Annotated in this window: 10 protein-coding genes and 1 riboswitch; of the genes, 8 read left to right on the top strand and 2 right to left on the bottom strand. The window is 52.3% G+C overall.

The annotated features are described in order from the left end of the window. Nucleotides 1–33: 33 nt before the first annotated feature. A complete protein-coding gene (locus CGC65_RS06625; RefSeq protein WP_002565469.1) occupies nt 34–1,491 on the bottom strand; it encodes a sodium:solute symporter family protein in 1,458 nt (485 codons plus the stop codon). Nucleotides 1,492–1,686: 195 nt separating this feature from the next. Between CGC65_RS06625 and CGC65_RS06630 the strand changes: the two genes are divergently transcribed. The 7 genes from CGC65_RS06630 (at nt 1,687) to CGC65_RS06660 (ending at nt 10,116) form a co-directional block, all read left to right on the top strand. Next, nucleotides 1,687–2,394: a LytR/AlgR family response regulator transcription factor gene (locus tag CGC65_RS06630; protein WP_002565468.1), complete on the top strand. Its 708-nt coding sequence runs from the start codon at nt 1,687–1,689 to the stop codon at nt 2,392–2,394. A gap of 7 nt (nt 2,395–2,401) precedes the next feature. Next, complete coding sequence (locus CGC65_RS06635) at nt 2,402–3,706, top strand: ATP-binding protein (protein ID WP_002565467.1); 1,305 nt, start codon at nt 2,402–2,404, stop codon at nt 3,704–3,706. A gap of 79 nt (nt 3,707–3,785) precedes the next feature. Then, nucleotides 3,786–3,895, top strand: a riboswitch (TPP riboswitch). Between the two features lie 148 nt (nt 3,896–4,043). Further along, nucleotides 4,044–4,835, top strand: a complete 792-nt coding sequence (thiD, locus tag CGC65_RS06640; protein ID WP_002565466.1) for a bifunctional hydroxymethylpyrimidine kinase/phosphomethylpyrimidine kinase — start codon at nt 4,044–4,046, stop codon at nt 4,833–4,835. Between the two features lie 12 nt (nt 4,836–4,847). Beyond that, nucleotides 4,848–6,071 (top strand): putative hydroxymethylpyrimidine transporter CytX, encoded by a 1,224-nt coding sequence (gene cytX, locus CGC65_RS06645; RefSeq protein WP_002565465.1) that lies wholly within the window; start codon nt 4,848–4,850, stop codon nt 6,069–6,071. 152 nt (nt 6,072–6,223) lie between these two features. After that, nucleotides 6,224–6,937 (top strand): peptidylprolyl isomerase, encoded by a 714-nt coding sequence (locus CGC65_RS06650; protein ID WP_002565464.1) that lies wholly within the window; start codon nt 6,224–6,226, stop codon nt 6,935–6,937. 205 nt (nt 6,938–7,142) lie between these two features. Further along, entirely contained in the window at nt 7,143–8,579 is a 1,437-nt protein-coding gene (locus CGC65_RS06655) for a L,D-transpeptidase family protein (protein WP_002565463.1), read from the top strand. A 151-nt stretch (nt 8,580–8,730) separates the two neighbouring features. After that, entirely contained in the window at nt 8,731–10,116 is a 1,386-nt protein-coding gene (locus CGC65_RS06660; RefSeq protein WP_002565462.1) for an MATE family efflux transporter, read from the top strand. Nucleotides 10,117–10,223: 107 nt separating this feature from the next. On the opposite strand, the gene CGC65_RS06665 is transcribed toward CGC65_RS06660, so the two are convergent. After that, on the bottom strand, nt 10,224–11,459 hold the full coding sequence (locus CGC65_RS06665; RefSeq protein WP_002565460.1) for a BTAD domain-containing putative transcriptional regulator: 1,236 nt from the start codon (nt 11,457–11,459) through the stop codon (nt 10,224–10,226). Nucleotides 11,460–11,653: 194 nt separating this feature from the next. Between CGC65_RS06665 and CGC65_RS06670 the strand changes: the two genes are divergently transcribed. After that, entirely contained in the window at nt 11,654–12,514 is an 861-nt protein-coding gene (locus CGC65_RS06670) for a hypothetical protein (RefSeq protein ID WP_007036789.1), read from the top strand. The last annotated feature ends 16 nt before the right edge of the window (nt 12,515–12,530 follow it).

Raw genomic sequence — 12,530 nt, forward strand, 5'->3', positions numbered from 1 at the left:
CCGGCAACAGACAGTCCCTGTAATGGTTAATAATTAATCATCTTCCTCAGGAGCCAGCTCCGTGGTCTCCTTCTCAGGCGGCATGGCCAGTGAGAAGATAATAAAGCAGATGAAGGCAGCCGCCAGACCCGGAATGATGGGCTGGCTGAACTTGATGCCGAAAAGCATCCCCTTTGAAATGTGTTCCAGATATACCACCACGATGGTGCCGGCGATCAGGGAGGCGATGGTGCCTGCCGTGGACGCCTTTTTCCAGTAATGTCCCATGACATATGGGAAGAAGGAACCGGCTGCTCTTAATGTGAAGCAGAACATCAGGATGGATACAATGCTCTGTGTGTTAAAGAGAGCGATGAACATGGAGGCCAGGCCCACCAGACACATGACGATTTTTGTAACCTTCATGACGGACTGGCTGGATGCATCCGGCTTCAGCACTGCCTTATAGATGTCATTGGCAAAGATGGAGCCTGCGCCAAGGAGATCGGAGTCAGAGCTGGACATGGTGGCGGAGATGATGCCTGCGAACAGAAGTCCGCATATAAGGGCCGGCATGGTGTTGATGGCAAGGACCGGCAGGGCGTAACGCGCGCCCACTGACTCAAACTGCGCGGAGCTGAATTTGCCCATATTGATTAGGGCCAGCGTGATGATGCCCAGGATGGTGGGAATAAAGGCGTAGATAAAGTTTACCAGGGCTGCCAGCCAGGCGCCGCCCTTGGCTGCCTTTTCGTCCCTGGCAGCGTAGAATCGCGACACAGCCTCCTGCCCTACGGAGAAGGTGGCTGTATACATGATTACAAGGGAGATAATTCCAAACAGATCATAGCCCTGGAACAGGCTCAATGTGCCCTCTGGTATGTTGGATGCAACATTGTCCCAGCCCCCCGCGTAATTCATGGCAAAGGGAACTGCGATAATCATGCCGATGACAATCAGGAATACCTGGACAAAGTCTGTCAGTGTAACGCTCCAGAGACCGCCCATGATGGAGTAGACCGTAACAACAACAGCTACAATGATAACAGCCACCTGGTAGTCAATATTCAGCATGGTGGACAGGATGACGGCAGAAGCAATGAACTGTCCGGCGGTAAGCCCCACCAGGGGAAGAAGCATGATGACGGCTGTTATAATTCCGCAGGATTTTCCGTAACGTCTGCGGAAATATTCAGGAACCGTCTTGACCGTGGCTGCCCTGAATTTGGGAGCCACGAAGCTGAGGATGATAAAGGCGATACCCATGGTGGTTATGTACCAGGACGCGCTGAGTCCGAAGCCTGACATACCGTTCTGTACCACGCCCAGGGAGCTGCCGCCGCCGATTTCCGTGGCTGCCAGGGTACCGGCCATGAGAAGCGGTCCCAGACGGCGTCCGGCCACCATGAAGTCGGTGTTGGTGGATATCTTGGTGGATGAGTACCAGCCAATCCACAGCATGAAAAGCAGGTAGACGATTACGATGATTGTTACAATTACATTTGAACCCATAAAACCCCTCCTGTTAAAATGTTTTTCTTACCTTTATTCTACCATAGGAGCCTGGGTGGAATAAGGACCATTTCTGCAGAAAATATACCGATTATGATACTTTGCAGGGGAACTTGACTTATGGCATAAATGCCAATAAAATATAGGATAGGCTGTGCGCCGTACAGCAGTTTTATGAGAGAGGGGGTCCCGGGTATGTATAATGTGGCTGTCTGTGACGATACAGAAGAGGAACGCCTTCAGGCAGCAGAATATGCCGGCCGTTTTTTTGAACGGGAAGGCATTGAGGTGCGTATAGATACATATGCCGCCGGAAGGGAGCTTCTGGAGTCGGGCAGGGAGTATGATTTGTATCTTCTGGATGTGCTGATGCCCGGAATGAGCGGCATTGACACCGCACAGGCCCTGGCGGAAGACAAGGATCATCCGGTGGTGGTATTTATCACATCGTCCCTGGAATCAGCTGTGGAGGGATACCGCGTGGAGGCAGCGGGATTTATTTTAAAGCCTGTGGAGGAAGAGAACTTTTGGTCCACCATGGAGCGTGTGGTGAGGCGCAGGCTGGGAGTGAAGAAGGCTGTTTTGTCCGTGGTCCATAACCGGGTGAATGTGGAGCTTCCCCTGGAGCGCCTGGCCTGGTTTGAGAACCGGCTTCACCGTGTTTTTGTGAAGCTGACGGATGGGGAAGTACTGTCCGTCAACCAGAAGCTGTCTGAGCTGCAGCTGGTTCTGGAACCCCATGCCCAGTTCCTGCGCTGCCATCAGAGTTACCTTGTGAATCTGGACTATGTGGACAAGCTGGAAGATTCCTGTTTTTACATGCGGGACGGACAGATGATTCCCATATCCAGGAACTTTTATAAACTGAGCAAGAATGCCTATTACCATTACCGTCTGAAATGAGGTACCTATGAACGACGCGGCATGTACTGTCTTTATGAATCTGATTAACCTGGCTGTGCGTATGATGCCCATTTTTGTATGCCTGGATCCAAAACACAGTTACAGGGAGAACATAGCAGCCATTTCCGCCTACCTGTGGGTCATCATGATATCCATGGAATCCATATTCCATATCAGCCCCCAGGTCTTTTTTGTGTTCCGGGGCATATTTTCCTGTCTTTACTTTCTGGTGCTCCTTGTCTTTTTTAAAGGAACCCTGCTTAAGAAAGGATTCCTGTACATATCCGCGTGGCTGTTCGCGGTCCTGTCCGCATCGCTGAACGAGTTTGCTGCCTGGATATTAAAGGGGCATGTGTCCCTGACATACGGACAAATCTGTGTGGCGGTATCCCTGCTGTGGGCCTGCGGGTTTTATGGGTTTGTGCGGTTTTGGCTGAGGGATAAGGTAAACCGGCTTTTTGACCAGTTATCCAGGCGATCCTGTTCCCTGCTGCTGACATACCCTTCTGTCTCCCTGTTCATCCTTTTTATCGGGAACAACACCATATTCTCATCGCGTTCCCTGGCTGAGCGGGGACTGGAGGACGTGCTGTTCTATCTGGCGCTGTGCATCATGATACTGGTGCTCTATGTGCTTATTCTGAGCAGCACCCTGGAAATCATGTGCCGCCGCAGGACAGAGGAGGAGCTGCAGTTTGCCAGGCAGCTTATCAGCCAGCAGAGGGAGCATTATAACCAGACCCTGGATTACATTGAACAGGTGCGCATCATCAAGCATGATTTCCGCCATCACATCCATGCCCTTCTGAACATGGACAGGGGAGAGCGGACCAATTACCTGATGAATCTGAAGAGGGAGCTGGACATGACGGCTGAGATGGTGTTCTGCCAGAACCAGGCCGTAAACGGGCTTTTGCAGGAGTATGCCGCCAGGGCAAGGCAGGATGGGGTGGAGTTCACTGCCAGGGTGGATTTATCCGCCCATGTGCCGGTGGACGATTTGACCTTGTGCATTGTCACCGGCAACCTGCTGGAAAACGCCCTGGAAGCATGCCGCCGCCTGACAGGACCGCGTTTCATCCTGGTCCAGGCCAGGTGGCTGGACGACCACCTTATGATGCTGGTGGAAAATTCCTACAACGGGCAGATTAAAAAGAACGGAAGCAGGATACTGTCCAGCAAACGGGACGGCGGTCTGGGCATACTGAGCATAAAGCGCATACTGAACCAGCCGGGGGATGAGTTTGATGTGGATTACAATGACACCACCTTTACGGCCATGGTGAAAATCGTGGACAGGGCCCTGGGATAGGATGTACTTTCCGGCTCATTTCCGGCTCAGGACAAGATAAAAGCATTGCAATCTTCCTGAAACCATGTATAATGGTAGTTGTAAATAAACGGGGAGCTCACTTAAGTGGGCTGAGAGTAAGCTGTTCATGCTTAGACCCATTACCTGATTTGGATAATGCCAACGTAGGGACCATAACGGACGATTGCCGGCGGAGCACCTGTTTTGGTGTTCCGCTTTTTTGATATGCGGGACGATTCTGTGTGGTATCAGGCATGGGCGCCGGAGCTTCCCGGCGGCGGATTGGGGGCACCACCTTCCGCCGCTTTATAAAATTAATGCGAAAAGGAGAATGACAATGAAAACAGCATTAACAATCGCTGGAAGCGATTCCAGCGGAGGCGCCGGTATCCAGGCAGACATCAAGACCATGACCGCTCACGGGGTATATGCCATGAGCGCCATAACGGCACTAACTGCCCAGAATACAACCGGCGTAACAGGAATCATGGAGGTAACTCCATCTTTTTTAAAGGAACAGTTAGACGACATATTTACGGATATCTTCCCGGATGCAGTAAAAATCGGGATGGTTTCCTCCGGCGGCCTGATAGAGGCCATCGGGGACAGGCTGGCATTTTACAGGGCTGCCAATGTGGTGGTGGATCCGGTTATGGTATCCACCAGCGGTTCCCGTCTGATCAGCAGTGAGGCCATAGAGGCGCTGAAGGAAGTCCTTCTTCCCATGGCAAACCTGCTGACTCCCAATATCCCGGAGGCAGAGGTGCTGTCAGGAATGGAGATACATAATCCCGGCGACATGGAGACGGCGGCCAGGGCCATCGGGGAGGGCTACGGATGCGCCGTGCTTCTTAAGGGCGGCCACCAGCTCAATGATGCCAACGATCTGCTGTACCGGGACAAGAAGCTGAAATGGTTTAAAGGCAGGCGGATTGACAATCCCAATACCCATGGGACAGGCTGTACCCTGTCCAGCGCCATTGCCTCCAACCTGGCCAAGGGCATGGATATGGACCTGGCCGTGGAGCGGGCCAAGGTATATCTCTCAGGCGCGCTGGAAGCCCAGCTGGACCTGGGAAAGGGAAGCGGACCAATGAATCATGGATTTGCCATCCGGGGCGAGTATTAAGGGGGAATGAGCATGAAGGAAAAGAAAAGTATAAAGGAAAAAGGGACCTCCGTGTCTGCCAACAGCCTTATATGGTTTGGGGCAGGGGTATCCATAGCTGAGATACTGACAGGCACATATCTGGCGCCGCTGGGATTTGGAAAGGGGCTGGCAGCCATTGTGCTGGGCCATGTGATTGGCTGCGCCCTGCTGTTCATGGCAGGACTCATCGGCGGATATACCAGGCGCAGCTCCATGGAAACAGTGAAGATGAGCTTTGGGCAGAAAGGAAGCCTGCTGTTTTGCGGGCTCAATGTCCTGCAGCTGGTGGGCTGGACCTCCATCATGATTTATGACGGCGGGCTGGCTGCCAACGGTATTTTTAACGCAGGCCTGTGGGTCTGGTGCCTGGTGATTGGCGGTCTGATTCTGGTGTGGCTTTTAATTGGAATCAGGAACCTGGGAAAAATCAATACGGCAGCCATGGCAGCGCTGTTTGTGCTGACTCTCATCCTGTGCAGGGTTATATTTGCCGGCAGCGGGGAGCCGTCCATGGAGGCAGACAGTTCCCTGAGCTTTGGGGCCGCAGTTGAATTGTCGGTGGCCATGCCGCTGTCCTGGCTGCCCTTAATAAGCGATTATACAAGGGAGGCCGAGAAACCCTTCAGGGCAACGGCTGCCAGCGCCCTGGTCTACGGCCTGGTGAGCTGCTTTATGTATGTCATCGGAATGGGAGCAGCCATCTACACGGGCGAATATGATATATCTGTTATCATGGTCAAGGCAGGACTGGGAGCAGCAGGGCTTCTCATTATTGTTCTGTCTACCGTGACCACCACATTCCTGGACGCCTACTCTGCCGGTGTATCCAGCGTGTCCATCACACATCGGATAAAGGAAAAATGGGCGGCAGTGGCAGTGACCCTTGCCGGCACCGCAGCAGCCATGGTATACCCCATGGATAATATTACGGATTTCCTTTATCTGATTGGCTCTGTGTTTGCCCCTATGATTGCTATTCAGATTGCGGATTATTTTATCATCAGGCAGGACCATGAGGCGGAGGAGGCCAATCTGCCGAACCTGCTGATCTGGCTGGCTGGTTTTGTAATCTACCGCATACTGATGCGGGTGGATACACCTGTGGGAAGCACCCTTCCCGACATGGCGGTCACCGTGGTTCTGTGCGTGGTGTGCCGCCGGGTGATGTCTGCCTGCTGCGCACTGCCCGGACGGGAAAATGTGACAAAAGTATGATATTTCTATAAAGTCCTTTACGGGAAGGCATTGCAGGTGTTACAATATGCTCTGGCAGTCCGGGTGACATAACGCCCAGATGTCTATTACGGGAAAATGGCCGGACAGAAGGACGGCGGACTGGTTTTTCCATAAGAAGAGGAGCGGAATAAATGAAAAAATGGATGTGTATATGTGCGGCAGCAGTACTGGCAGTTTCAGCCCTGACCGGGTGCAGCACCAGCGCAGGGGCCGCAACAACGGCGGCGCAGACCGAGGCGGCCACGACAGATGCAGCCAAGGCGGAGACGGAAAAAAAGGAGACAGCCAAGACAGCAGAGGCTTCGGAGAAAGCCCAGGATACAGCCTCAGAGGAAATTGCGGCAGCGGCAGGCAAACACCATGTAAAGATTAACGTAAAAGACTACGGCACCATTTCCGTGGAGCTTTACGGGGACGAGGCCCCCATCACAGTGGCTAACTTCCTGAAGCTGGCAAAGGACGGTTTCTATGACGGACTTACCTTCCACCGCATCATAAGCGGTTTCATGATTCAGGGCGGCGATCCCCTGGGCACGGGCATGGGCGGTTCTGACCAGGAAATCAAAGGCGAGTTTTCCAACAACGGAGTGGAGAACCCACTGTCCCACACCAGGGGAGCGATTTCCATGGCGCGTTCCCAGATAAAGGACAGCGCCAGTTCCCAGTTCTTCATTGTACATGAGGACAGCACATTCCTGGACGGGGATTACGCCTGTTTCGGATATGTGACAGAGGGCATGGAGGTAGTGGATGCCATCTGCAAGGATACAAAGGTGGAAGACAACAACGGTTCCGTGGCAAAGGACAACCAGCCTGTCATTGAGAGCATAGAGGTAGTGGACTGATAAAGGTACTGGTATACGAAAGAATCCGGGTTTCCCTGTTTTTGGGACCCCGGATTTTATATTTTTATGAAGAATTCTTACATTTTTGATTTTCATATTGAAAATATGGTGAAGGGCTGTTATGTTAAGAAGGCGTCCTGCCGTTTTCAGGCAGGAGAGGAAAAAAATGTAGTAAATATCAATAAAAGGCAGGGCAGGATTGTTTATGCAGAAGTTAAGGAAGAGGACATGGATGGGAAGGCTGGCCGCAGCGGTAATGGCAGCGGCTGTGCTTGTGCTGGCAGGGGCGTTTGTGTCCCTGGCGGATGAGAGCGGGGATACAACCCGTTTTGTATCCGGTACAAAAGTCAACGGCGTGGGAGTGGGCGGACTGACCGTGGATGAGGCCAAGGCCAGAATCGAGGGTTTTTATGCCGGTGAATACAATCTCACCATCAGGGAGAGAGGCGGACGCCAGGAAACCATAGCAGGTACGGACATCGGTTACAAGGTGGAGGTTCCCGAGGGACTTAAGGCCATACTGGATGCGCAGAACGCAGCCGGACGTGTCTCAGGACCGGATGCGGATAACTCCCATACCATGGCCATGACAGTGACCTACAGCCAGGAGGCCCTGGGGGCAAGGATTAAGGCTCTGACCCTGATAAGCGGCTCCGGCATCACCGTCACTTCCGATGCCCGCATATCCTCCTATGAGGAGGGACAGCCTTTTTCCATTATACCGGCTGTCCAGGGCAATAATGTGGACGAGGCCAAAACAACGGAGGTGATTACCGCCGCCGTAAAAGCAGGGCAGAACTCAGTGGATGTGGACAGCGCAGGCTGTTATTACCAGGTTAATATATGGGAGACAGATGAGAATCTTATAGCTCTGTGCAGCCGCATGAACCAGTACCGGGACATGAGCGTTAATTATGTGTTTGGCAGTGAGAAGGAGACCCTTGGCGGTGAGACCATAGCCACCTGGATAACAGGAAGCCAGGACGGGGTGCCGACGGTTGATCTGGAGAAAATCACGGCCTTTGTGACAGAGATGGCGTCCAGAAGGGATACGGCCGGAACTGCCCGCGTATTCCATACAGCCACAGGCAAAGATGTGGAGCTGACAGGCCCCTATGGCTGGAAGATAGATGTGGCGGGCGAGGTCCAGGCCCTGGCAGCCCTGATTCAGGCCGGTCCCGCAGCCGGTCCTGTGGACCGGGAACCCGTATACGCCATGACGGCAGCCAGCCGCACGGCTCCTGACTGGGGCACCACATATGCGGAGGTGGACCTGACAGGACAGCATGTATACATGTTCCAGGAAGGAAACCTGGTGTGGGATGCACCCTGCGTCACGGGAAACATATCCAAGAATTACGACACGCCCCCAGGCATCTACAGCCTGACCTACAAGGAAAAGGACAGGATACTGAGGGGAGCCAAGAAGGCGGACGGAACCTATGAGTACGAGAGCCATGTGGATTACTGGATGCCCTTTAACGGAGGCATTGGTTTCCATGACGCCACATGGAGAAGCAAATTCGGCGGCACCATCTTCCAGACCAGCGGAAGCCATGGCTGCATCAACCTTCCGCCGGAAAAAGCCAGCGTGCTCTATGACTTGATTTATAAGGGAATGCCTGTACTCTGCTACCAATAACAGGCATGATGGGCCGGGAATCTGTTCCCGGCCTATTGTGTAAAATGTATGTCCCGGTCCCGGATTCCAGTGATATTTTCTACTTGCAAATTGCAGGTTAAGAGAGTACATTATTGGGATGAAATTCATGGAAACAGAGAGGAATACATACATGGCCGCAAATGTGACAAAGGATATGACGGAAGGCTCCCCGGTAAAACTGATACTGGGTTTTTTTATCCCTATGCTGTGCGGGCTGCTGTTCCAGCAGCTGTACAATATGGCGGATACCATCATCGTGGGCAAGTGCCTGGGGGTTAAGGCCCTGGCAGCGGTGGGATCCACCGGCTCCGTCAACTTTATGATTATCGGTTTCTGCCTGGGGGTGTGCAGTGGTTTTGCCATTCCGGTGGCCCAGAAATTCGGGGAAAAGAACGAGAAGGCCCTCAGACGGTTTGTGGCCAACAGCGCGTGGCTGGCAATCCTGTTTTCAGCGGTTATGACTGTGACCGTGTGCCTGTTATGCCGCAATATCCTGGAGCTGATGCAGACGCCGGAGGATATTATTGATGGGGCCTACAGCTATATCTTCGTAATCTTCCTGGGTATCCCGGCCACCTATCTCTATAACCTTCTGTCCTGTACCATACGTTCCCTGGGCGACAGCACCACCCCTCTTATTTTTCTGGTGTTCTCATCTGTGGTAAATGTGGCTCTGGATTTCTTTACGATTCTGGTCCTTAAGATGGGCGTGTCAGGAGCTGCCTGGGCCACCATCACGGCCCAGGCTGTGTCAGGAATCCTGTGCCTGCTGTACATGAAAAAGAAATTTGCCATTCTTAAGATGAATGATGACGAGTGGAGGCCGGATGCCCATTATATGAAGATTCTGTGCAACATGGGAATTCCCATGGGTCTGCAGTATTCCATCACCGCCATAGGAAGTGTAATCCTGCAGACCGCAGTCAATTCCCTGGGCTCCATGGCAGTGGCCGCGGTGACGGCAGGCAGCAAAATCAGCATGTTCTTCTGCTGTCCCTTTGACGCCCTGGGATCCACCATGGCCACCTTCGGCGGACAGAATGTTGGGGCCAGGAAGCTGGACCGTATTGATCAGGGCCTGAAAGCTGGGGCTGTCATGGGCTGCGTCTATGCCGTCATAGCCTTTGCAGTGCTCTGTATCTTCGGGCAGTGGATTGCCCTCATGTTTGTGGATAAGGGGGAAGGGGAAATCCTGAGGAACACGCGTCTGTTCCTCATCGGCAACAGCCTGTTCTATATTCCGCTTGTCTTTGTCAATGCGGTGCGGTTCATGATACAGGGACTTGGGTATTCCAGGCTGGCCATTATTGCCGGGGTATGCGAGATGGCAGCGCGCTCCTTTGTGGGCTTTTGCCTGGTGCCTGTGTTTGGATATATAGCGGTGTGCATCGCCAGCCCGGTGGCCTGGATTGCCGCGGATCTGTTTCTCATACCGGCTTACCGCCATGTGATGAAGAACCTGAACCATCTTTTTTATGGAAGGAGCAGGGCCACAGCTACAGACACTGCTGAATGATTGGGAAAGCAAAATAAAGAAGCTGCGGGAGAAAATCCAATGAAGGATAATGCCGCAGCTTTTCTGATTCATGAATACCACAAATTTGTTATTTTCCAAAACTCTTTTTATTCACCAAGGCCTGCAGGAGAGCGTTCCCAGGGGAGCACCGGCTGAAGCTTGTAGTCCACAATCAGGTCCTTGCGGCTGTAGAGCCTGCGGAAGTTGTTCAGTATCCGCTTCATGACCATCTCACCCTTTTCCATGGTCACGGTGGGAAGAAGGACGATGTACTGGCTGATGCTGTAACGGGTGTACACGTCGCTGCAGCGCAGGGAGTCACGGATGGCATGGTTCAGATGCTCCATGGCCTTGTTGAGGACCGTTGTCTTCGGGGCATGTCCGTCCAGGTCACCGATGGTGAGCAGACACAGATAGATGGAGTCCCCTGTACGCTCGATGGCCCTGCGTTCCAACTGGAACAGGTCGTGGAATACAGGATATTCACAGTAAAAAGCCCCCCCTGAGGCTTCCTCCTTAAGCGTCTCCTGAATGGAATCCAGGTTTGTATTGATACCCTGCTCCTTGCTGCGGATGGATTTGTATAAATCCTTAAAATGGTCCGACGGAGAAATGGAGAATTCGTTATAAAACAGGTCCAGGGTATGGTTGTATTCTTCAATCGCCTGACTGGTGTGGCCGTCCCTGTAGAGGGAGTATACCAGGTGGTAGTGGAATTCTTCATCAAAAGGCTCTATCCCTACTGCTGTCTGGCAGATGGATGTTATTCTGGAAAAATCCTCCTTTTTAGTAAGCAGCTCTACCGTCTTATAAACCAGTTTCTGGTACAGGGAATGGTAGTATGTACTGATGGGGATAACCCAGGATTCATATTCGGATTTGGGAAGGAAATCACCTTTGTACAGTTCCAGCCCCTCAAGGCAAAGGTTAAGGGCCTCGTCCTCATCCATGTCATGGTTCAGGACCCTGGTACAGATGGACTCGAACTGGTCGATGTCCAGGACGGATAAATAGTCCTGGGTCCAGCAATAGGAACCTCTCTGCTGGACTAACAGCTTCTGGGGAGGAATTCCCAGGGGCTCTAACAGCTTGCGGCTGCGGAACATCAGGGTTTTAAGGGCACCGCCCGGGTTGACGCCGGGGTCGTCAGCCCATACGATGTTGATAAGTTCACCGGGGCTGATGGATTTCTTTTGGAATACCACCAGATATTCCAGAAGGCACCAGGGTTTTTTTGACTGGTTGCTGTTGTCGGTTATCTCTTTATCGCCAACCCTGAGGGAAAAACCGCCCAGGGTTTTTATATAAATAGTAGGTTTATCTTCCATAACGGATGCATTCATGTCTGCTCTCCTTTGCAAAACGGGGTCATTCTAAGATAAGTATACTAACCAGAGCCATAATTGTCCAGAAAAAAAATACATAAAAAAGCGGCCAGGTGTTCTTTTGTAACCGGATTGTAACCGGAGGCTGTTATAATGGTAACAGGTTTAATGGGATTACTATGTCAATTTATTAGAGAAAAGCAGGTGAATATATGTCGATTGCAAAAACAGGGACCCTACCGGATTCGTACAAATATGTAAATATAGCCATTGACAGCTTTGATGGCCGCCTGTTACAGGGAAGGCTCTACCATGACAGTCTGGAGGAGGAAATCCCCTTTGGCTGTATATCGGAGATGGCTATTTGTCTGGAAAAACTGTTCGATGAGCTCCGCTATCCCATGAAGAGTGTGGACCATAGGTCCTTTGTGGGAATAAAACATGGCAGTTCATCCTTAAGGTGTGGAGTGGAGGCAGGAAAGAAGCGGCTTCAGGGAAAACTGGCCGAGTTCTGCCTTCATGTGAAATACAGGTTTCATTCCACGTGGCAGGGTGATATAATGGACCTGAGACACGGCGGCACCTATTCTTTTGAAAGCTTTTTGGATCTGATGGAGTATCTGGACCGTTCTCTCGGACACGGAAGTGATATTATGCACGGCCTGGGCAAGCGGATGTGCGAGGTGTCTGTGCGCAATTTCAGCCATTTCGTCCTGGGCGGGGACGTATCCCATCCAGCCGTGGCGGACCGCCGGGAATTTGCCAGTGAGTTTGAACTCAGGGATGAAGTGGAGCGTTTTCTTCTACCTCTTGCGGATGGCGGGGAGGAAGGAACCATTATCAGTCCCAGAAGCGTTTTGGTCAATGCAGGGGGCTTTGGCCCCATGACCTTTGTTATAAGGGTCATGTTCAGAAGGAACGCTACCTGGCAGGGAACCATCTGCTGGAAGGAAAAGCGCAGACAGATTAGTTTCCGCAGCTTCCTGGAGATGCTGCTTCTGATGCAGGAGGCAGTGGCTGACAGCGAAGGATGGAACGAAGAGCTCAAAGCGGCCTCCGGCCATATGGGATGACAGCAGGAAAGGACAC

It is taken from the genome of Enterocloster bolteae (assembly GCF_002234575.2).
GTDB classification, from domain to species: domain Bacteria; phylum Bacillota; class Clostridia; order Lachnospirales; family Lachnospiraceae; genus Enterocloster; species Enterocloster bolteae.

Bases quoted from the DNA above. Each gene is read 5' to 3' on its own strand.
- cytX (WP_002565465.1), top strand. From the start codon at position 4,848: ATGAAGGAAAAGAAAAGTATAAAGGAAAAAGGGACCTCCGTGTCTGCC.
- CGC65_RS06670 (WP_007036789.1), top strand. From the start codon at position 11,654: ATGTCGATTGCAAAAACAGGGACCCTACCGGATTCGTACAAATATGTA.
- CGC65_RS06630 (WP_002565468.1), top strand. From the start codon at position 1,687: ATGTATAATGTGGCTGTCTGTGACGATACAGAAGAGGAACGCCTTCAG.
- CGC65_RS06660 (WP_002565462.1), top strand. From the start codon at position 8,731: ATGGCCGCAAATGTGACAAAGGATATGACGGAAGGCTCCCCGGTAAAA.
- CGC65_RS06635 (WP_002565467.1), top strand. From the start codon at position 2,402: ATGAACGACGCGGCATGTACTGTCTTTATGAATCTGATTAACCTGGCT.
- thiD (WP_002565466.1), top strand. From the start codon at position 4,044: ATGAAAACAGCATTAACAATCGCTGGAAGCGATTCCAGCGGAGGCGCC.
- CGC65_RS06625 (WP_002565469.1), bottom strand. From the start codon at position 1,491: ATGGGTTCAAATGTAATTGTAACAATCATCGTAATCGTCTACCTGCTT.
- CGC65_RS06655 (WP_002565463.1), top strand. From the start codon at position 7,143: ATGCAGAAGTTAAGGAAGAGGACATGGATGGGAAGGCTGGCCGCAGCG.
- CGC65_RS06665 (WP_002565460.1), bottom strand. From the start codon at position 11,459: ATGAATGCATCCGTTATGGAAGATAAACCTACTATTTATATAAAAACC.
- CGC65_RS06650 (WP_002565464.1), top strand. From the start codon at position 6,224: ATGAAAAAATGGATGTGTATATGTGCGGCAGCAGTACTGGCAGTTTCA.